19 protein-coding genes and 1 pseudogene are annotated in these 19,298 nt (G+C 69.8%); 4 read left to right on the top strand and 16 right to left on the bottom strand.

Annotated features, from left to right (window positions below; genetic code table 11):
* Positions 1 to 32 precede the first annotated feature (32 nt).
* Positions 33 to 716, bottom strand: coding sequence for a chlorite dismutase family protein (locus IPN02_09815; protein MBK9297112.1), 684 nt, complete (start codon positions 714 to 716; stop codon positions 33 to 35).
* A 146-nt stretch (positions 717 to 862) separates the two neighbouring features.
* Between IPN02_09815 and IPN02_09810 the strand changes: the two genes are divergently transcribed.
* Positions 863 to 3,298: a flippase-like domain-containing protein gene (locus IPN02_09810; GenBank protein ID MBK9297111.1), complete on the top strand. Its 2,436-nt coding sequence runs from the start codon at positions 863 to 865 to the stop codon at positions 3,296 to 3,298.
* A gap of 100 nt (positions 3,299 to 3,398) precedes the next feature.
* Here IPN02_09810 and IPN02_09805 read toward each other — a convergent pair whose 3' ends face one another.
* Positions 3,399 to 3,674: a MoaD family protein gene (locus IPN02_09805; protein ID MBK9297110.1), complete on the bottom strand. Its 276-nt coding sequence runs from the start codon at positions 3,672 to 3,674 to the stop codon at positions 3,399 to 3,401.
* A gap of 254 nt (positions 3,675 to 3,928) precedes the next feature.
* Between IPN02_09805 and IPN02_09800 the strand changes: the two genes are divergently transcribed.
* Positions 3,929 to 4,855, top strand: a complete 927-nt coding sequence (locus IPN02_09800) for a glucosyl-3-phosphoglycerate synthase (protein ID MBK9297109.1) — start codon at positions 3,929 to 3,931, stop codon at positions 4,853 to 4,855.
* 44 nt (positions 4,856 to 4,899) lie between these two features.
* Here IPN02_09800 and IPN02_09795 read toward each other — a convergent pair whose 3' ends face one another.
* The 4 genes from IPN02_09795 to ispD all read right to left on the bottom strand — a co-directional run bounded on the left by IPN02_09795 (position 4,900) and on the right by ispD (position 9,037).
* Entirely contained in the window at positions 4,900 to 5,901 is a 1,002-nt protein-coding gene (locus IPN02_09795) for a glycerate kinase (protein ID MBK9297108.1), read from the bottom strand.
* 71 nt (positions 5,902 to 5,972) lie between these two features.
* The gene (locus tag IPN02_09790; protein MBK9297107.1) at positions 5,973 to 6,578 is read right to left on the bottom strand and encodes a LytR C-terminal domain-containing protein; all 606 of its coding nucleotides are present in this window, start codon (positions 6,576 to 6,578) and stop codon (positions 5,973 to 5,975) included.
* A 171-nt stretch (positions 6,579 to 6,749) separates the two neighbouring features.
* Positions 6,750 to 7,799 (bottom strand): 23S rRNA (guanosine(2251)-2'-O)-methyltransferase RlmB, encoded by a 1,050-nt coding sequence (gene rlmB / locus IPN02_09785; protein MBK9297106.1) that lies wholly within the window; start codon positions 7,797 to 7,799, stop codon positions 6,750 to 6,752.
* Positions 7,796 to 9,037, bottom strand: coding sequence for a 2-C-methyl-D-erythritol 4-phosphate cytidylyltransferase (gene ispD, locus IPN02_09780; GenBank protein ID MBK9297105.1), 1,242 nt, complete (start codon positions 9,035 to 9,037; stop codon positions 7,796 to 7,798). The genes rlmB and ispD overlap by 4 nt, the downstream gene beginning before the upstream one ends.
* Before the next feature lie 39 nt (positions 9,038 to 9,076).
* Here ispD and IPN02_09775 point away from each other — a divergent pair, with 39 nt between their 5' ends.
* A complete protein-coding gene (locus IPN02_09775; protein MBK9297104.1) occupies positions 9,077 to 9,733 on the top strand; it encodes a Crp/Fnr family transcriptional regulator in 657 nt (218 codons plus the stop codon).
* A 61-nt stretch (positions 9,734 to 9,794) separates the two neighbouring features.
* Here the strand turns inward: IPN02_09775 and IPN02_09770 are convergent.
* The 5 genes and pseudogenes from IPN02_09770 to IPN02_09750 all read right to left on the bottom strand — a co-directional run bounded on the left by IPN02_09770 (position 9,795) and on the right by IPN02_09750 (position 14,413).
* Positions 9,795 to 10,401, bottom strand: a pseudogene (locus IPN02_09770) (TIGR03086 family protein).
* A 101-nt stretch (positions 10,402 to 10,502) separates the two neighbouring features.
* Entirely contained in the window at positions 10,503 to 11,600 is a 1,098-nt protein-coding gene (locus tag IPN02_09765; protein MBK9297103.1) for a DUF480 domain-containing protein, read from the bottom strand.
* Positions 11,597 to 12,292 (bottom strand): dienelactone hydrolase family protein, encoded by a 696-nt coding sequence (locus tag IPN02_09760; GenBank protein MBK9297102.1) that lies wholly within the window; start codon positions 12,290 to 12,292, stop codon positions 11,597 to 11,599. Before IPN02_09760 ends, IPN02_09765 begins: the two co-directional genes overlap by 4 nt.
* Positions 12,293 to 12,334: 42 nt before the next feature.
* Entirely contained in the window at positions 12,335 to 13,408 is a 1,074-nt protein-coding gene (disA, locus tag IPN02_09755) for a DNA integrity scanning protein DisA (GenBank protein ID MBK9297101.1), read from the bottom strand.
* A 135-nt stretch (positions 13,409 to 13,543) separates the two neighbouring features.
* Positions 13,544 to 14,413: an alpha/beta hydrolase gene (locus IPN02_09750; protein ID MBK9297100.1), complete on the bottom strand. Its 870-nt coding sequence runs from the start codon at positions 14,411 to 14,413 to the stop codon at positions 13,544 to 13,546.
* A 149-nt stretch (positions 14,414 to 14,562) separates the two neighbouring features.
* Between IPN02_09750 and IPN02_09745 the strand changes: the two genes are divergently transcribed.
* Positions 14,563 to 14,994, top strand: coding sequence for a rhodanese-like domain-containing protein (locus IPN02_09745; protein MBK9297099.1), 432 nt, complete (start codon positions 14,563 to 14,565; stop codon positions 14,992 to 14,994).
* 63 nt (positions 14,995 to 15,057) lie between these two features.
* On the opposite strand, the gene IPN02_09740 is transcribed toward IPN02_09745, so the two are convergent.
* The 5 genes from IPN02_09740 to IPN02_09720 form a co-directional block, all read right to left on the bottom strand.
* Positions 15,058 to 15,480: a hypothetical protein gene (locus tag IPN02_09740; protein ID MBK9297098.1), complete on the bottom strand. Its 423-nt coding sequence runs from the start codon at positions 15,478 to 15,480 to the stop codon at positions 15,058 to 15,060.
* Positions 15,420 to 16,469 carry a DNA repair protein RadA gene (radA, locus tag IPN02_09735; GenBank protein ID MBK9297097.1) on the bottom strand — a complete coding sequence of 350 codons (1,050 nt, stop codon included), beginning with the start codon at positions 16,467 to 16,469 and terminating at the stop codon, positions 15,420 to 15,422. The genes IPN02_09740 and radA overlap by 61 nt, the downstream gene beginning before the upstream one ends.
* Positions 16,470 to 16,567: 98 nt before the next feature.
* Positions 16,568 to 16,945 carry a RidA family protein gene (locus tag IPN02_09730; protein ID MBK9297096.1) on the bottom strand — a complete coding sequence of 126 codons (378 nt, stop codon included), beginning with the start codon at positions 16,943 to 16,945 and terminating at the stop codon, positions 16,568 to 16,570.
* Positions 16,946 to 17,194: 249 nt separating this feature from the next.
* Positions 17,195 to 18,010 (bottom strand): hypothetical protein, encoded by an 816-nt coding sequence (locus IPN02_09725; protein MBK9297095.1) that lies wholly within the window; start codon positions 18,008 to 18,010, stop codon positions 17,195 to 17,197.
* A gap of 352 nt (positions 18,011 to 18,362) precedes the next feature.
* Entirely contained in the window at positions 18,363 to 19,148 is a 786-nt protein-coding gene (locus IPN02_09720; protein ID MBK9297094.1) for a hypothetical protein, read from the bottom strand.
* Positions 19,149 to 19,298 lie beyond the last annotated feature (150 nt).

Raw genomic sequence — 19,298 nt, 5'->3', positions numbered from 1 at the left:
CAAACGCAAGCTCTACTGCAGACCGACCGCTCTCAGCGAACCCCGAGGGACTCGAGCACCTGGTCCGGGTCGTCCACCATGCCCACCCAGAACCGACCGAACTCGGCGTAGCGCGACGATGCTTCATCAAAGCGCATCGTGTACACCACCTCCTTGAGGTCGTCGGGGTGCTGGGCGAACAGGGTCACGCCCCACTCGAAGTCGTCCGTGCCCGTCGAGCCGGTGATCAGCTGGGTGACCCGGCCGGCGAATGCCCGACCCGAGGTGCCGTGTTCCCACATCAGCTTCTTACGCTGCTCGTAGGGGAGGGTGAACCAGTTGGCCCCCGGGCCGCGACGCTTCGACATCGGGTAGAAGCAGAACGCCGGCTTGCCTTCCGGGGGCAACGTGGGGAACAACCGCTCCTGGATACGGGACTCGGGCATGCCCTTGGCGTACTCGGAGACCTCGGTGAGCGACACGTAGCTGTCGACCAGTTCGAGACCGGCGGCGACCAGCTGCGTCTGTAAACCCCGCAGCCGCCATTGATCCGACGAGAGGGCCATGACCCCCAGGTCGGCCTTGTGGCCCAACAGCGCGGCACACACCGCCTGATCGTCCCCGTCGTTGCCGCCTTTGAGGGCGGCGAGGACAGCGGTCCGGTCGGCGGTGGCGGAAGCCTTGAAGAACAGGTGTAACACGGCCTGGCCGACGGTGGGTTCGGATGGCGAAGTCATGGGGCCACCCTACGACCCGGAGAAGCGTTGTGGCACACGTCGATCGATCCGACTGCTCTGACAGAAGCAGCTCCTGTCCGACAGAGAGAGCGCGCGCCTGTGCGGAAACCAGAGGGCGCTGGCAGCGGCCAGTAGGGTCACGACCCATGGCTCAGGCCGACCCTCGTTTCGTCACCGGCGACGACGACGCCCCGGATTGCGAGCTGATCGGTCGAGCCTCACCGGCCATGGTGCGGTCCCCCACCTACGTCGTGCGCTTGCTGGTGGGGGCGGTCGCCATCCTGGTTGGCCTGGTGATCGCCGTGCTCTACGAGGACGCAGCAGCCGGGCTGGCCTACAACCAACGGCTGCTGCTCGACGCCTTGCCCGACGTCCTCCAAACCCTGGTGAGTTCGCTGGGGGTCTACGCCCTGGTCGCCGTCGTGGGGGCGATCAACTGGGTGTTGCTCAGCCAACGACGGTTCCGGACCGCCCTCACCCTCAACCTGGCGGCGCTGGCCGGAGCGGCGCTCAGCTTCGCCGCCGAACGCGTGGTCGTGGCTATGTCGTCGTCGAGCACCCTCGACGGCTTCCTGGCCGAGCGGCTGAGCGGGCAGTCGATCCCGACGATCTCCACCTCCCCCATCCTCGGCGCAACGGTGGCGGCGCTCGTCCTGGGTGGGCCGTGGCTGAGCGCCCGGTGGCGAAACGCCTGGTGGTGGACCACCGTCATCTACATCGCCGCCGTGTCCGTGCTGTCCACGTCCGGATTTCTCGGCGTGCTCGTCGACCTGGGGGTCGGCACGGTGGCCGGCGCGTTGATCGGCATCATCTTCAAGACACCAAACCAGGATCCGAGTGGAGCGTCGGTCGTCGCCTCGCTGCGGCGGCTCGGGCTGTTGCCGGTCAGCCTGGCCTCGACCGCCCCCCACCCGACGAGCACCCCCACCTCGGTGCGCTGGGAGGGCACGCTGGAGGACGGCTCCGACATCGCCATCAAAGTACGCGGGCCCAACCGCCACGCCGCCGAGCTGCTCTCCCGGTTGTGGCGGCGGTTGCGCCTGAAGGCACCCAGGGGGGAGCGCAGCGTCGGGACCCTTCGGGGGGAGGCCAACCACGAGGCGCTGTCATCGCTTCAGGCCCACAACCTGGGCGTCCGAACCCCGCGGGTGCTCGCATTCGGGTCAACCGGGGCCAACGGCATGATGCTGGTGACCGAGTTCGTCACCGCCACCGACCTGGCGGAAGTCGACGAGCACCGCTTCGTCGGCGCGCTCGAGGACGCCTGGGCCCAGCTGGCGGCGCTGCGTCGCGCCGGCATCGCCCACCGGCAATTTCGGGTGGACAACCTGATGATCGACGACGACGACCACATCTGGTTGGTGGGCTTCGTCGGCTCGGAGGTGGCGGCCGACGACGTTCAGCTGACCGACGACATCGTCGAGTTGCTCGCCTCGACCGCGGCGGTCGTCGGGCCGCAGGCGGCGGTGGCGGCGGCGCTCAAGGTCCTCGGGCGCGATCCGCTCGTCGAGGCGCTCTCCCGCATGCAGCCCCTGGCCGCAACCACCGTCACCCGGGATGCGCTCAGCCAGGACGGCTTCAAGGCGCTGCGCAGCGAGGTGGCCAAGCGTACCTCGATCGAGGAGGTGCCCGACGCCGAGGACCTGTCGCGCTTCAGCACCCGCCGCATCCTCACCATCTCGATGATCGGCGGCGCCGCCTACTTCCTGGTGCCACAGCTGGCGTCGGCCGGCAACCTGTGGGACGAGACCCAGTCGGCCAACTGGTGGTGGGCGGCGGTGGCGCTGTTGTGCTCGGCGGTGAGCTACGTCGGCTCAGGCCTGGCCCTGGTCGGCGGCGTGCCCAACCGGGTGCCGATCCTGCAGGCGGTGCTCGCCCAGGTGGCCGCAGCGTTCTCCGACACGATCACGCCGGCCAAGGTGGGCGGGATGGCCCTCAACCTGCGCTTTCTCACCAAGCAGGGGGTGGATGCAGCCGTCGCCGCCGCCGGCGTCGGTATGTCGGTCGTCGCCGGGTTTGCGGTGCACATCCTGTTGGTGGCGTCCTTCATCACCGCCGCCGGCCGCTCCAGCGGCGGCCTCGGCCTCGGCCTGCCATCGCTGACCACCGTCCTCGGTTTGGTGGCGGTCGTCCTTGCGGTGTCCGGCCTGGTGATGGCCACGCCGTGGGGTCGCCGGGTGTTTCTCCAGAACCTCATCGACGCCCTTCGCCGGGCCCGCGACGGCGTGGTCGGAATCGCCACCCGACCGGGCAAGGTGGCGTCGCTCTTCGGCGGTTCGGCGATCACGACGATGGCCAACCTGGTGGCGCTGTACGTGTCGGTTCTGGCCTTCGGCGGGTCGGCCAGCTTCGTCCAGGTGGGCGTCGTCTACCTCACCGGTGCGTTCGTCGAGGCGGCCGCACCAACCCCTGGTGGGTTGGGCGCCTCCGAGGCCGCCTACATCGCCGGGCTGACCGCCGTGGGCATGACCACAGCGGTCGCCGTGCCGGCCGTGTTCCTGTTTCGCCTGGCCACCTTCTGGCTGCCGGTGGCGCCCGGCTGGGCGGCGATCACCTACATGCGCAACCGGGACGACCTGTAGCCCAACCGGGGCCGGCGGGGGCGCCCGGCGGATGTGTCCGCCGCGCCGGCCGTCCCCCAGCGGTCGGGCACTCGGCCACCAGCGGCGGACCGTCGGCCTGCTAGCCCCCGGCGACGGCGGGAACGATCGCCACGGTTTCGCCATCGGGCACGGGCGTGGACAACCCGTCGAGGTAGCGCACGTCCTCGTCGGAAACGAACACGTTGACGAAGCGTCGCAACTGACCGTCGTCACCAAAGATCCGCTCGCGGAACCCCGGGTAGGCCTCTTCAAGCGAGGCGAGTACCTCGCCGACGTTGGTGCCTGCGACGTCGACGGAAGAGGTGCCACCGGTCAGGGTTCGAAGGGTGGTGGGGATACGAACGGTCACGGCCATCGCAAAGGCCTCCTTGGGTCGGGGCGAACTCGAAGTTGGACGGGCCGACGGACGCCGGCTCGCGAGCGGCCGATCGTAGCGACACAGACGCGTTCCCGGAGAACGCTCACGTCCCGCTCGATGTTCCCCACCCATCGTTTCGCGGTCGGCGCGCGCCACCCGACCGGTGCCGACGCACCCCGACGCCGTATGATCGGAGCGCTCGTCGGCGCTCGGCTTGACCCCGGGGGCCCGTTCAGTCCGAGCCCAATCACATGACCGCGCCATCCTCCTCAACCCTCCCGGGGCCGCCCTTCTTGGCAGGCCCGCTCCGTCAGGCCAGCCATCGCGACTTCGATGTCGCCCGGCTGGCCGCCACCCGCACCGACCGGGTCACCGTTGCCATCCCGGCCCGCAACGAGGACGGGACGGTCGGCGACATCGTGGCGGCTCTGCACCGGGATCTGGTCGTCGGCGGGCTCGTGGACGAGCTGATCGTGATGGACGACCACTCCACCGACAACACCGCCAGGGAGGCCGAGGCCGCCGGGGCCACGGTGGTGGCGTCGTCGTCGTTGTTGCCCGAGTTCGGCTCCGGGCATGGCAAGGGTGAAGTGCTGTGGAAGTCGCTGTTTGCCAGCACCGGCGACGTCATCGTGTGGTGCGACGCCGACATCACCGATTTCTCAAGCCACTTCGTCACCGGACTGCTCGGTCCGTTGCTGAGCAACACCGACGTGCAGTTCACCAAAGGCCACTATCGCCGGCCCGGCGAAAACGGCACCGGGGGCGGCCGGGTCACCGAGTTGGTTGCCCGACCCCTGCTGTCGATGTTCTTCCCCCACCTGGCGCTGGTGGCCCAGCCGCTGTCGGGCGAGTTCGGTGGGCGCCGGTCGGTGCTGGAACGCCTGAGCTTCGTACGCGGCTACGGGGTGGATGTCGGGCTGCTGATCGACATCGCCGCCGCCATGGGCACCGAGTCGATCACCCAGGTCGACCTCGACGTACGCACCCACCGAAACCGGCCGTTGTCGGAGCTGGGCCCGCAGGCCGCCGCGGTGGCCGCCGCCATCCTGGCCCGGGTCGATCCCCGGCTGATCGGCGAGCGCATGACCCTGGAGCGGCCCGACCTCTCGGTGGCCGAGGTCGACCTGGGCGAGCTGCCTCCGATGCTCAAGGTGGACGACTACTCCGCCCGCTGACCCAACCGGACGCCCGTCGGGCAGCGGCTGGGTTCGGAAGCAGCTCAGCCCGGAAGCAGGGCGTCGAGCATCCGCTCGGTGGCGAGCGTCACCGAGCGAGCGGGATCACCGAGCGCTGCCTCTCGTCCGACGCCAGCAACCAGCGAGGCGACTTCGAAGCCCGGGGGCAGCTCGAGGCCGTCGTCGAGTTCACCCACCACCGCTCCCGCCGACAGGCCCAGCGAGGCGGCCAGTCCGGCGACGCCGCCGAGCACCTTGCCCTCGAAGGAGGCGGCATCGCAGAGACCCTCGCCGGTCAGAACCGCGTCGGCGTCTTCGAGCATCACCTCAAGGCCGACGTGGTCGGCGACCAGCTCGAAGCCCTCGGTCAGGGTGGCGCCAAGCGCCGCCAACCCCCCGGCGAGCCCTCCCGCCGAGCCCGAACCCACCAGCGACGACACGTCGACGCCGTAGCTCTCCGCGTACAGTTCCACCAACCGGTCCAGCCGCCGGCTGAGCAGCTCCACCTGGGCGGTCGTGGCGCCCTTCTGCGGGGCGAAGCAGGCGGCAGCTGCGGTGAAGGTGAGGCGGACGTCGCAGGCGACTTCCAGACGGACGCCGCCCAGACGCGGCACGGGCCCCAGGCTCCGCAGCGCACCCAACCCACCATCGGTGGTCGCCGAGCCTCCCATGCCGATCACGATCGACCGGGCGCCGGCGTCGAGGGCGGCGGCGATCAACTCGCCCACCCCGGTCGTGTCGGCGGCCAGCGGCTCGTTGCCCTCGGCCCCGCCGACCAGCGCCAGCCCGGAGGCGGAGGCCATCTCGAGCACCGCCCGCTTTCGGCTGAGTCGCCAGCCGGCCTCAACCGGGTCGCCGAGCGGTCCGGTGACGGTGCTCGTGCGGTTGGCGCCCCCCAACACCTCGAGAAACCCTTCGCCGCCGTCGCTCATCGGCACCTTGAGCGCCGTCCACCCGCGCGCTTCCACGGCTTCGGCCATGGCTTCGGCGGCATCGAGCGCGCTCAGCGAGCCGCGGAACTTGTCGGGGGCCACGACGATGCGCACCCGGCCAGGGTAACGACCGACTGCGATCGGCCCGCACCCCTCTCCCCGGATGCCTGGGGGCTCCGGTCGGGCTATCCCGCCGCGGTGGTCGCCACGCCCGGCGGTGTGCTGGTGGCCGCGTCGCCACCGTCTGCACCCGGTTTCGCCGGATCGAAGCCGTCGCCGAGAATGACGATCACCTGAGCGTTCTTGCCGCTGGCCTCGATGGAAACCTCGGGGGGCCGCGCCTCCACGGTTGACTCGGGGAGCCCGGCGGCCTTGGCGACAGCCTTGGCGTCGGCCTCGAAGCCGTTCTCGAAGTACACCTTGGTCGGCTGGCCCTTGTCGCCGTTGAGCGCCGCAACGCTCGTATAGCCGGCCGCCTTCAACTTCTCGGCAACGTCGCCGGCCGCACCGCTCACCCCGGAGGCGTTGGCCACGGTGACCTTCAGCTCGGCGACCGGCACCGACGTCGTCGGCGCAGCGGTCGTCGTGGTCGCGTCCTTGGCAGGATCGTCACCACCGGCGGTTGTCGACGTGGCCGAGTGCAGATCGGGTGAGGCCGTCACCTGGCCAGTGCCGGGGTTCTTCCAGACCAGCAGCACGCCGATGATCACTGCAACGGCGACGAGGGCGATCCCGCGCCCGGCGTTGGGCTGGGTGGGACGAGAAGATCGTGATCGTGTTGGTTCGGTCATGTGTTGGTTCCCGCCGTCGACCTGGATGGACTACCCGGGCGGCTCACCGAGGCGTGTGACAACAATCGGTGCTGAGGAGAGTAGTAGCCGCCGCCAGAAAAGTCGGTGACCCTCCGGAACGGCACCCCTGGAAGGGGACCGACGGGGGCCGATCCCCCCGAAACCCAACGCTCACAACGAGCGACGTCGGGTGATCTCGTAGGTGGCGATCGCCACCGCCGCAGCCACGTTCAACGAGTCGAGGCTGCCTCGTAGCGGCAGCGACACCACCTCGTCGCAGCGGCGCGCCACCAGACGCGACAGACCTTTGCCCTCGGCGCCGGCGACGAGGCAGATCGGCTGGGTGGCGACGGTCAGGTCGTAGAGCGAGGTGGGACCGGCGCTGTCCAGGCCGACCACCCACACCCCCGCCGAACGGAGCGACTCGATCGCAGCGGGCAACCCGCCCACCAGAGCCATCGGCAGGTGCTCGACGGCACCGGCGGCCGTCTTGGTCACCGTCGGCGTGACGTGCGCAGCCCGGTGTCGGGGCAGGATGACCCCATCCACGCCGGCACATTCTGCAGTTCGCAGCAGCGCACCCAGGTTGCGGGGGTCGGTGACCCCATCGAGGGCCAGCAGAAACGGCGAACCGCCACGGCCGCCGTCTGCAACGAGGTCCTCGAGCTCGACCGGCTTCAGCTCGGCGGCCTCGGCCACCACGCCTTGGCTGGACTCGGTGTAGCTGCGACGGTCGAGCGCCTTACGTCCCAGCTCGGTCACCATCACCCGCTGCTCGCGTGCCAGCTGACGAATGTCGTCGAGCACCGGCGCCGGGTCGAGGTCCTCGGCCAGGAAGATCTCGCGCACCTTGCGGGTGCCCGCCAGCAACAGCTCGCGCACGGCCTGACGACCCTCGACCTGGTCCCCGCCCAAGCCGTAGCGCGAGGTGGTGGCGCTCGGCCGGGTTCGACGGTCGCCGCGATCGCTGTAGCGAACCGAGCTGCCGGTCTGAGCGGTCGGGCCGCGGCGAGGGGGTCCGCTGCGCTGGCCTCCGCCCGCTTTGCCCCGTGGCGGCTTGCCTCCTGAGCCACCCCTGCTCGGCGTCCGTTCGCCGGCGCCCGAACCTCGCCCTCGGCCAGGTCCACCGCCCTTGGGAGAAGCGCCCTTGCCGACGCCACCCCGCGCCGGCCGCTTACCGCCGGACGGGTTGTTTCTCGAGCCTCCCGTTCCCCGGCTCATCGGCGGGCCACCAGTGCGCTGGCCAGCGCAACGATCGCTTCGCCGGAGCCGAGCGAACCGACGCCCTCGGCACGTCGTCCTTTGACCGACACAGGCGCGCCGACCACATCGCTGAGCCGCCGGGTCATCTCGTCGCGGTGAGGCGCCAGCTTGGGTCGTTCGGCGATCACCGAACAGTCGACGTTGACCGCCTGCCAACCGGCGTCGGCCACACGGGCGACCACCTCGCCGAGCAGTGCCATCGAGTCGGCGCCTGCGTGAGCCGGGTCGGTGTCGGGAAAGTGGGAACCCAAATCACCGAGCCCGATGGCACCCAGCAGCGCCTCGGCGACCGCATGGGCGACCGGATCACCGTCGCTGTGGGCCTCCAGCCCGGGCACACCGGGAATCTCGACTCCGCCGAGCACACAGCGACGCTCGGGATCGTCGGAGAAGCGATGGATGTCGAAGCCGTTGCCGACGCGCAGGTCGATCGGCTCGGTGCGGTCGTGGTCGGCCATCTCCCCATCCTCCCGCGCCGCCGCACCCGGGCGGTCATCGGCGTGGGGTGCAGGCCCGGTCGCATCCCGTTCGGCCAGCAGCGCTGCGGCGACGACGAGGTCCGACGGCACGGTCACCTTCAGGTTCGCCGGGTCCCCCTCGACGACCTCAATCCGCTGCCCGCAGGCCTCGATCAGCGAGGCGTCGTCGGTGGCCTCGCGATGATCCCGGTGCGCCTGGCGCAACGCGTCCGCACGGAAGGCCTGGGGCGTCTGCACGGCGATCAGCGTGTCCCGATCGACCACCGATCCATCGTTCGAACGCAGCGTGTCGGTCAGCGCCACGCCAGGGATGGCTCCGGCCGCCCCGTCCGGGGACGCAACCGCGTCGATCACCCGACGGAACACGGCCCGGTCGGCCAACGGGCGCGCCCCGTCGTGCACGGCGACGATTCCAGCCGTTGCTGGCACTGCCGCCAGCCCGGCCCGCACCGATTCCGAGCGTGTGGCACCCCCGGCCACGACGGCGTCGATGCCGGGCAGCTGCGGCCGCAGCCGGGCCAGGTGCTCCAACCGGTCGGCGGGCACGACGACCACGACACCGGTGGAGACCTCCGCAGCCGCCTCGAGCGCCCAGGCCAGCAGGGGCCGACCCGCAAGGGCGACGAACTGCTTGGGCCCCCCGAAACGCCGCCCGGAGCCGGCGGCCACCACGATCGTCCACACATCGAGCACCATCACAAGGTAGGCGAGTGCCATCGGCCACAGCATGAGCAGGCTCAGCACTAGGATGCGCTCGTGGATCGATCCAAGCTTGCCGAAGTCACCTTGTTCGCTGCGCTCACCGACTCCGAGCTCGATCGCATGCTCGACGAGTCGTCCAGCCTCGACCTGGTTCGAGGCGACGTGCTGTTCAAGGAGGACGAGGATGCCGACGCATTGTTCGTTGTCGAGTCGGGCCGGGTGGCGATCGGCAACCGCTCGGTCGACGGTCGCGAGTCGATAGTCGCTCTGATGGAATCAGGCGACCTGTTTGGCGAGATGAGCCTGTTCGACGGCACCGGACGCTCGGCCGACGCCCGGGCGCTCGAGCCGTCGCAGGTGCTGTCGGTTCCCTTCGGCCCGCTGCGCGCCATCCTCGATGAGCGCCCCGCCCTCCTGTGGGAGGTGGTGAAGATGCTCAGCGGGCGGCTGCGCCACATGGACGCAGCGCTCGCCGATGCGTTCTTCCTCGATGTGACCGGCCGTACCGCCAAGCGCCTGCTCGAGTTGGCCGGCGACACCGATGCCTTCGAGATTCCCATCACCCAGGAAGAGCTGGCCGGGCTGATCGGCGCCAGCCGCGAACGCGTCAACAAGGCGATCTCGGCGTTCATGCGCCTCGGCTGGATCGAACAGCACGACCGGGCCTACGTCATCTTGAAGCGACGCGAGCTCGAGATCCGCGCCCGCTGAGTCGATCCCAGCCGCTCGGCGCGGACGCCTCGCCGGTGCGGCTGTCCGACCAGCGCTGCGTTCATTGGGTGGGCGACTCCCATCGGGGGTTCCGCCCGGTCCACCCGAGGAGACGGTCGACCGCAGTGGCACCGTCTGGGACGGACACCTCGGCGCCGAACACCCCCGGCGAGCGCATCACCTCTGGTGGAACCGCGTCGCCGAGCGCGCGAACGAACGGGACTGCGTCGTCGGGGATCGAGACGCTCACGTCGGTCGCCGCCGCGATGTCCCAGGCGTGGAGGAACAGGTCGGCTGCCGGGAACCTGAGCCCGTCCCGAACGGAGCGACGCCCCATCGGGGTGTCGACCACCCGCTCCAGGCCGAGGTCGTCGATCTCCGCCACCGCTTCCCGGGCGGGGGCGGCCAAGCCGGTCCACCACAGCAACGGGTCGGCCCGGACGGCGTCACCGGGCGGATCCTGACGCCCGAAGCCGAGATCGGGCGCTTCGCCCGCGCAGGATGTGCAGCCCCATGGCCGTCGCGGCGCCGACGTGGCCGAGAACATCAAGCGCTCGCCAGCCTTCACACGGCGATGGCCGACCCCAGGCGTCACCGGGCACCTGCTCGACCACCTCGGACATCACATCGATGCCACGCCGATACGCTTCGTCGCTCGTCCAAATCATGGAGACACCCCCACATTTTGCGGTGCGGCGAAGCTACACCACGGATTCGCTTGCGACGTCGAGGTTTCGCGACCCACGGCGCAACCGATGGAGGATGGGCGCTACTCGACCCGCTTCAGTTCGGCGGTCAGGTGGTGGGTCATCGGGAGGCCGACCGCAGCCATGGCGAGGTCGTAGCCGAGCCGATTGCCCGTCACCAGGTAGCGCCGCTCCGTGGCGGTGACCTCCTTGGCCGTGGGTGTGCCGGCGACGATGGTGGAGTCGATCGCCAAGCGCACGGCGTGCCGATCCTCGGCGCCACCGGGATGGGTGGCGAGGCCGGATCCCGCCTCGATGAGGCCGGGCGCCTGGGCGATGACCAGCTCCACCTCCGACTCCCCGATCAACCGCAGGTAGCCGGTCTCGGCGTGCAGCGGACGACCGTCGTCGGCGTGCCTGGTCGCCGACGTATAGACCAGCACCGGCTTGTCGGCCAGCGGCGCGAACGTGATCGTTTCGGAGTACCCGAAGTCGTCGATCGTCGGGTACTCCCCTTTCCCGGACCCTTCCCAGCGGCCGATCAGCGGTCGCAGCGGGTCGAGCAACGGTGACATCGCAGGTGGAGGTGGCGAATCGACGGAAGGCGGGTCGGCTTGTTCCGCCACCACATCGGCCGGCGCAGCGCTTCCCAGCAGGTGGGCCCAGCGGGCCTCGCGGCGACCGGCCTGACGGGGCAGCTCGACGACCAGCGGCGTGGTGCGACCGGCCAGCTCGCCCAGCGCATCGGTCACCTCGGACAGCTCGCCAAAGCTGTGGAGGCGGCCGGCCCGGCTGCGCAACTCCCCTGGCGTCTGCGGCCCGCGCAGCATCAGCAGCGTCAGCACCGCCCGACGACCATCGGACAGCTCCAACACCTCGTCGGCCACCTGACGGAACTTCTCCCGTCGCTCTCCGGAGCGGGGATACACCCGACGAATCAGCGAGCGATCTCGCAGGGCGTCGAGCGCGCCGGCAACCTCGCCTGCGTCGAGCGCCATGATCGGGTTGCGCCCCGAGCTCTGGTTGGCGGCCGTCACCAGCGCGTTGAGCGTCAGCGGGTAGGTGGAGGGAACGGTCAGCTCTTTCTCCATCAGGCATCCCAGCACCCGGAGTTCGATGGCTCCGAGCGCAGGCGCGACCTCGCCGGTCGCCGGTTCGCCGCTCATCAGGTCGTCGCTCACGTTGGTGACCCCGCTTCGCTCGCAGCGGTCGGATCGCCGCCGCTGCCCAGAAACGCCAGGGCACGCCCCCACGCGTCGGCCGCATCCTCGGGGCGGTGGTTGGCACCGTCGGGGTCCTGGGCGAACGCATGGTCGGCGCCGGGGTAGCGCACCACGGTGGCCACCTCGTCCAGCTCGTCCAACTCGCTCTCCGGCAGCCACGGATCCTCCGTGCCGCACAGCGCCAGCACGGGACACGCTCCCGGCGCTGCGACCGAATCGATGGCATCGGTCTGATGGGGAGCCCGCCACGCCTCGGGCATGCGGATCATGCCGTAGAAGCTCACCGAAGCGTCGAACCGCCCCGACGACGAGGCCTTCATGGCGTACATGCCACCCATGCAGAACCCCATGATGCCAACGGTGTCGCACCCGGTCGCCTCCGCTGCAGCCAGCGCATCGGCCAGTTTGGCGTCATCGCGCAGCTCACCGGCGGACTCCAGGCGATCGACCACGCTCAGCTGCTCGCGGCCGGGCCACATCTCCGGCACAACCACGACCCAGCCCTCGGCGTCGGCCACCCGTTGAGCATGCTGGTCGAACAGCGGCCGCAGACCACGGATATCGGGCCACATGACGAGGCCACGAGCGGGCGTCACCCCGGCCGGACGAGCGATCTCCGCCGGCGTGCCGGTGTGCAACGTGATGCGCATGGTCCCCTTTCGGCCGAGTTGTTCGGCTCCTGATGACGGTGGCTACTGGTAGCGGTTGAGGATCGACGATTGAGCCTGCTGGCTGAGACCGTCACGGATGACCGCTGCCAGCTGCTCGCTCACCTCGGCCACGTCGGCCAGTTCCTCGGTCGAGGCCCGCATCAGCTTGTCGAACCGGCCGCAGCTGCCGACCACCGCTTCGATCACCGGCTCGGGAAGCCGGGGCAGGATGCGTGCCAGGATGCGATAGCCGCGCGGCTGCATCGTCTGGTCGAGGTCGACCGAGTTGCCGTCGCCGAGCTCGAGCACGTCGCCGACATCGTCGGGGTCGGTGATCTCGCCCGGGTCCAGGTCCCGCAGACGCTCGAGCGCCTCCGCAGGTTCGATGCCGTCGGGTGCGTAGTCGCGGATCAGGTTGGTGCGTTCGTCGCCGACGCCCGCCATCAGGTCGCGAAGCTGGAGGCGCACCAGGCGGCCGTCGGCACCCAGCTCGATCAGGTGGTGCCGGAGTTCGTCGGCGATCCGGCTGACCATCTCGGAGCGCTGCAGCACGACGATGACGTCGCGCAGTGTCACCAGGCCCTCCACCTCGTGGGCGGTCAGGCTGGCCAGCTCCTCGTTGAGGCGGCTCTTGTAGCGCTCCAGCGTCTGCAGCGCCTGATCGCAGCGGTTGAGGATGTTGGGGATCGACTCGAGCTGGTACTTCTCGTCGCCCCGGTACACGGTGAGCACCGCCATGTCCTCGGACACGGTGGCCACCGGCACGCCGACCGAGCGCGCCACACGCTCGGCGGTGCGATGGCGGGTGCCGGTCTCGGTGGTCGGCACGTTGGGGTTGGGCACCAGGTGAACGTTGGCGCGGGCAATACGCGACGAGTCGGCCGACAAGATGATGGCGCCGTCCATCTTGGCCAGCTCGCTCAACCGTTGGGGCGTGAACGCTGCGTCGAGGAGGAACCCGCCCGAACACACGTTGAGCACCTCCGGGCCATCCCCGACGACGATCAGGGCGCCCATCCTCGCCTTGGAGATGCGATCGAGGCCGTCGCGCAGCTGGGTTCCGGGAGCGACCGCCGACAGCGCGTCCCACAACTCCTGTTTGCGCCGAGCGATCACGTTTCTATCTTAGCGCCAAGCTGCCAATGCCCGGCCCTGGCCCTGGCCCTGGCCCTGAGCGGACCAGCTGCAGCGCCGCCACCCGATATCGAACCAATCGTCGGTCGAAGCGCCAAGCGTCCACCGAGCAAGAGTTCAGGCGAGCACTCGATCGAGCCACGCAATGAGGTCGGCGGTGACCTCGTCACGGTTGATCTCGTTGAGGATCTCGTGGCGTGCCCCCGGGTATCGAGCAACGAAGACGTCGTCGACTCCGGCGTCGCGGTAGCGCTGAGCAACCAACTCGATCAGCTCACCGCCGCCCGCCAGTGGATCGGCGTCGCCCGACATGAGGTAGATCGGCAGATCGGCCCGCACCCGGGCGATCGAATCCAGATCGCTGGTCGATGCGGTCCCCTCGAGCATGCCGCGAGCGGCCGTTGCGTCGAGGCCGAAACCGCAGGCGTCGTCGGCGACGTAGGCGTCGACCTCGGCGCGATCCCGGCTGAGCCACTCATACTCGGTCGGCGCCGGCTCGAACGGGGCGTTGAAGGCGCTGAGATCGACCTCGGCATCGGGATCGATTCCAGCTCCAATCACGTCGAGCGCCGAGGTGCCCGAGAGGACCGCAGCATCCACGTCGCCGGAGTGGCCGATCAGAAACTGCTGGAGCGCAAACGAGCCCATCGAGTGGCCGAACAGGATCAGCGACGTGTCGGGGTGCTCCTCGCGGGCCCGTTTGCCGAGCGTTCCGATGTCGGCGACGAGGCCCGCCCACCCGGCCGGCCCAAGCTCGCCGTAATGCTCCGGACCACCGGCGGTGCGGCCGTGACCGCGATGGTCGTTGGCGTACACCACGTATCCGGCGTCGGTGAGCGCTTCGGCAAACCGGCGGTAGCGGGCGGCGTGCTCGCCCATACCGTGCGCCAATTGGACGATCGCCCGCGGCGTGCCGTCTCCGGTCCAGCGATACACGTGGATCGATTGGCCGTCGCTTCCGTCGAAGGTGAAGGTGTCCTCGTTCATCGCCCGATCCTCCCACACCGGTTGATCACCCGGGGGCCCTCAGCGGGTTCGGGACTTCGAACGCGATCATCGACAGTTAAAACGCGCACGAAGCGTCGACCCGCGCCTCCGACTGGGCGGTGAGCGAATGTACGGACAATACTGACCCGATGAATCGCCCTTCACCCATTCGAGCCGTCCTCGCGTCCTTGGCATTGTTGGTAGCAGGGCCAGCGCTCGCCGGGTGCTCCGGCGATGAGGCGGCAGATGCAGCCACCCCCGGCGCCGAAGGCTCGAACGCTCCAGCGCCGGGCCGGGAAGCAGCCGGGGTGGCGTTGGATGCCGACCGCATCGTCATCGACGTACGTACTCCCGAGGAGTTCGACGCCGGCCACGTCAACGATGCTCGGCTCATCGACATTCAGGGACCGGACTTCGACGCCCAGATCGCCGAACTCGACCCCGACGCCGACTACGTCGTCTATTGCCGCAGCGGCAATCGTTCAGCGGTCGCAGCCGGGGAGATGCGGGCCATCGGCCTGGACGTCCTCGACGGTGGAGCAATGGACGACATGACCGCCGCCGGGTGGCCTGCCGGCTGAGTGCTCGAAGGGTGTTGCGGGCGTGCGACCGCAGCGCCGGTGTCGCTCCGCCACCGAGGAGTGCTACACCGCCCGCAGGTCGGCATCCTGCAGCGAGATCGCCTGCATCGCCTCGCCCAGCGTGGGCACCTGTTGAAGGCGGGCGGAGCGCGACCACTCGGCTGCGCCACCGGCTGGGTGGACGCTGCGGTCGCGCGGCGCCACGATGCGGTGGAAGCCCAGCCTGGCCGCCTCCGAGATCCGGCGGCTCGGTTCGGGCACCGCCCGCAGCTCGCCGGTGAGCCCCACCTCCCCCACCATCATCACATCGCCGGGGATGGCCCGCAGCGTTGCCGCCGACACCACTGCGGCGGCGATCGCCAGGTCGGCGGCCGGCTCGCGAACGGTCAGCCCGCCGGCGACCGAGACGAACACGTCGGCGTTGCTCAGGTCGAGCTGCGCCCGCTGAGCGAGCACCGCCAGGATGAGGTCGATGCGCCTGGGCACCAGCCCGGTGACGGTGCGGGTGCCGTACCCCCCGGTGCCCGCCGGGCGGGGCTGACCAGCGCCTGCACCTCGACCAGCACTGGCCGGTGGCCCTCGAGCACGGCCACCACCGCCGAACCGGGTACCCCGGCGCGCCGATCGGCCAGCAACAGCCCGGACGGATCGTCCAAGGACTCGATGCCCTGGCGGCCCATGCGAAACATGCCCACCCGGTCGGTGGCACCGAAGCGGTGCTTCACCACCCGCAACAGCCGCAGCGCGCCGTCGCGGTCGCCCTCGAAGTGCATCACGGTGTCGACGGCGTGCTCCAGCACCCTCGGCCCGGCCAGGCCGCCGTCCTTGGTGACATGGCCGACCAACACGACGGCGGCACCGCTGCGCCGGGCGACCGCCACCAGGGCGTTGGTGGCCTCACGCACCTGGGTGACCGAGCCGGGCACGCCGCTGACCCTGTCGTCATAGAGCGTGTGGACCGAGTCGACGACCACCAACGCCGGGGTGGTCTCGGCCAGCCGAGCCAGCACCACCTCCAGCCTGGTCTCGGCCAGCACGTACAACTCGTCGCAGATGGAGTCCAGGCGCTGGGCGCGTCGCTTGAGCTGATTGGCCGACTCCTCGGCGGTGACGTAGAGCACGCCGCGGCCACTCCGGGCCACGCCCGCAGAGGCCTGCAACAACAGCGTGCTCTTGCCCACCCCCGGCTCACCCCCGATCAGGCTGACCGATGCCCCGGTGAAGCCGCCGCCCAGCGTTCGGTCCAGCTCGCCTATGCCGGTTGCGAACTGTGGGTCCCCCAGCTCGGGAACGTCACCGATCGCCCGCACCGTGCCCGGCACGTGCGGGATCGGGTGGTCGTCGGCCGGAGCCGCCAGCTCCTCGGTGAGGGTATTCCAGTCGCCGCACCCGCCGCAGCGACCGGCCCACTTGGGGGCCTCCTGCCCACAGGCCAGGCAGCGGAAGACGGGTGCGGGTGATGCTTTGGAAGCCATGACACCACGCTAGAAACGAACTGTGACAACGAAGGCCGGCGAGAGCCTTTCGCCCCACAGCGGCCACGGCGGGTACAGGATGGCTTCGCCGGACGTGTTCACCGACGCTGCGCGATCAGATCGATCTCGATGTTCGAGCCGAGCGGGAGCGAAGCCACCCCGATGGTGGTGCGCGCCGGGAATGGCTCAACAAACCTGGAGGCGTACACCCGGTTCATCTCTTCGAAATCGTCCATGTCGGTCAGGAAGACGTTGATCTTCACCACGTCCTCCGGGGTGAGCCCGGCCGCTGCGAGCACGCCGAACAGGTTGTCGAAACACTGCTCGGTGCGTCGGGCGACGTCACCCTCGACGAGCGCGCCGGTGGCGGGGTCGATCGGCGTCTGCCCCGAGCAATAGACGACACCGTCGGCGTCGACGCCGTGGCTGTACGGACCGACCGCAGCGGCGGTTGGGCTGGTGATGGGCCGGCGCATGTCGTGCTCCTGTTTGGCGTGAGGCGGTGCGTGAACGCATCAATCGTCGTGAAGGTCGTTGCACCGGTCCGACCAGGTCGGTGCCGCAGCGACACTACGAGATGACCCTTCCACGTGAGCGTCGACCACATGCGTTCCCACGTTCCACATCGGCGATCACTTCGGTGCCGAGCGGACGGGGAACCACTCGTCCACGACCGAAGCGACACGGCCCAGTTCCACCAGAGCGGCAGCGATCCCTGGCGATGCTCACGGACCGTCGCAGGCCACCTCGCCCGGGAGCAGTGCCCGCACCACCACTTGGAGTTCGGCACCCTGATCATCGACGAACGGCATGCCGGAGACCCGCGCTGCGGAAAACACCTCGGCTGCGTGAACACCGGCGATCTCGGCGCAGCGCGACCCGGCGACCGTGTCGTTGGGCTTGACCGTGCCGAACACCTCGACGAACCGCGGCCCTGGCCACGGTGTCGTCCCCTCCGGAGTCGTGCCGAACTCGTGGGTCCCCGGCAGGTCGGTCACCTCAACCCGATCCGGCACCCACGGCGTAGGTCGATCACCCAACCGACGCGATCGTTCGATCAGCGTCTCGAGTGTGTTGCGGGCCTCGATTTCCGACGTGCCGAGATCGCCCCGCGCGTCGTACCCCAAGCCATGTACGCTGACCTCGGCCGGGCCAGCCGCGCTGCGGAGCCGCACCGTGGTACCACCCAAGTCGGCGACGCGTGGGGTGCCGTAGTTCACCGACTCATCGATCATCTCGGATGCCGCTGCATCATCGAGGAAGGCCCGGAGCTGCTCGGGCGGCACCGAGCCCAGCAACACCTCCACGGGCGGCGGCACCGTCCACGGCGGCGTCTCGAGCTCCTCGGCAACGAAGATGCGACCGTCGCCGTAGATGGTCACCTCGGGCACGTCGTTGGCGGCGACGGCGAAGGGCACGAGCCCACCGCCGATGTCCACCTGCCACACCACCTCGCTGTCGGACAGCATCTCGGCCGCGGCCGACGTGTCGGTCGGGAGCGTTCCCTCGGCTACTGGTCCGTTGGTGGCTGGTGCGTCCACCGAACCCTCGGTTGCGGTTCCGCATCCGACGGTTGCCAGCACGATCGCTGTGCTGACAGCCGCCGCGCAACGAGGAGCGCAGCGCAACCCGCTGCCGACATGCGGGCACTCGGAGTGGTGTGGGCGGGTTTCATCGAAGGTACGCCGGTGACCCGACTGCCGCCTCAACGCTGTTCGAACGACCTGACGAACCGATCTGGACACGCTGCCTCCCTGGACCCTTGCCACCTGAGACGACGACGAAGGGCCAGGAGTTCCCCACGACCCGGAAAACTACGGCTGGGTTGCGATCCGACAAACCGGATCGCACCGACCAAGCCGACAGAGACGCGCTCGGCCGGGGTCAGCCGCGCTACCGATCGAGACGCCGGCTGGCCCACATGCCGATGAGCAGCACGGCGCCGGCCAACAACACGAGCACCCCACCGACCAACACCAACTGCGGGGCCCGGCCCGACTTTTCCTCCGAGGTGGCGCTGAGCGCCGTCTCGGTACCCGCCGCAGTGAGATCGGCGCTCCAGCTCACCCGGCTGCCCGCCGACGTGCCCTCGGAGCGTTCCCCGTTGCTGTCGATCAGCTCGCCGGGCATGGAGACGGACAGGTCGAGCGTGAGCGACCCCGGGTTGTCCTTCAGCTCGGCGGCCAGGTCCTTGTCGCTGCGGCCCAACGCCAGGCCGTCGAGGGCGTCGGCCACGCCTTGGTCGGAGAACTGGGCGAGGTTGACCTCGGTGACGAGGCGACCGTCGAGGACGTACTTGGTGCCGCCGAACTTGTCGAGCACGTTGACCTGAAGGCCCTGCAGCGGTCCGTCGGGCCCGGTGATCTCCTCCAGGGTTGGCTGCAGGTCGCTCGGTCGTCCGTAGTCCTTCGTGACCAGTAGCTTCACCGAGCCGTCCTCGACCAGCTCGGGGTCGGTCACGTCCCAACCGGCTGCGGCCAGATCGCTGGTGTCGATCGCCTCCAGGCCTCCGATGCGTCCCAGCGCGTCGCGGTCGAGCTCGACGACCACCTCGACGGTGCCCGAGCCGTCCTCGGCCACGTCCACGTTCACCTCGGCGGTCGCCTCGCAACCGACGAGGCCGACGACGACCAACAACGCAAGCAGCACCGAGCGGATTCGGCGGGAGGGGGTTCGCACCCCCGTCACGGTAGACGGCCCCCACGGTGGCCAACGACCTCGAAGGCTCGGTGCCCGTAGCTGTCATGGCGAACGCGCAACCGCCCGGCTCGCCCTCGTGGGGCGGGCCGGGCCGTTGCTCTCGAGCTCGGGACGCTCAACCGAGCGTCC

This window comes from Candidatus Microthrix subdominans (assembly GCA_016719385.1).
Classification (GTDB): domain Bacteria; phylum Actinomycetota; class Acidimicrobiia; order Acidimicrobiales; family Microtrichaceae; genus Microthrix; species Microthrix subdominans.
The sequence above is the reverse complement of the archived record's forward strand: the minus strand, read 5'-3'. Positions and strand labels throughout refer to the sequence as shown.

Coding starts and splice junctions, on each gene's coding strand:
- IPN02_09815 (MBK9297112.1), bottom strand. CDS start 716: ATGACTTCGCCATCCGAACCCACCGTCGGCCAGGCCGTGTTACACCTG.
- IPN02_09810 (MBK9297111.1), top strand. CDS start 863: ATGGCTCAGGCCGACCCTCGTTTCGTCACCGGCGACGACGACGCCCCG.
- IPN02_09805 (MBK9297110.1), bottom strand. CDS start 3,674: ATGGCCGTGACCGTTCGTATCCCCACCACCCTTCGAACCCTGACCGGT.
- IPN02_09800 (MBK9297109.1), top strand. CDS start 3,929: ATGACCGCGCCATCCTCCTCAACCCTCCCGGGGCCGCCCTTCTTGGCA.
- IPN02_09790 (MBK9297107.1), bottom strand. CDS start 6,578: ATGACCGAACCAACACGATCACGATCTTCTCGTCCCACCCAGCCCAAC.
- rlmB (MBK9297106.1), bottom strand. CDS start 7,799: ATGAGCCGGGGAACGGGAGGCTCGAGAAACAACCCGTCCGGCGGTAAG.
- ispD (MBK9297105.1), bottom strand. CDS start 9,037: ATGGCACTCGCCTACCTTGTGATGGTGCTCGATGTGTGGACGATCGTG.
- IPN02_09760 (MBK9297102.1), bottom strand. CDS start 12,292: ATGCGCATCACGTTGCACACCGGCACGCCGGCGGAGATCGCTCGTCCG.
- IPN02_09750 (MBK9297100.1), bottom strand. CDS start 14,413: ATGAACGAGGACACCTTCACCTTCGACGGAAGCGACGGCCAATCGATC.
- IPN02_09745 (MBK9297099.1), top strand. CDS start 14,563: ATGAATCGCCCTTCACCCATTCGAGCCGTCCTCGCGTCCTTGGCATTG.
- radA (MBK9297097.1), bottom strand. CDS start 16,469: ATGGCTTCCAAAGCATCACCCGCACCCGTCTTCCGCTGCCTGGCCTGT.
- IPN02_09730 (MBK9297096.1), bottom strand. CDS start 16,945: ATGCGCCGGCCCATCACCAGCCCAACCGCCGCTGCGGTCGGTCCGTAC.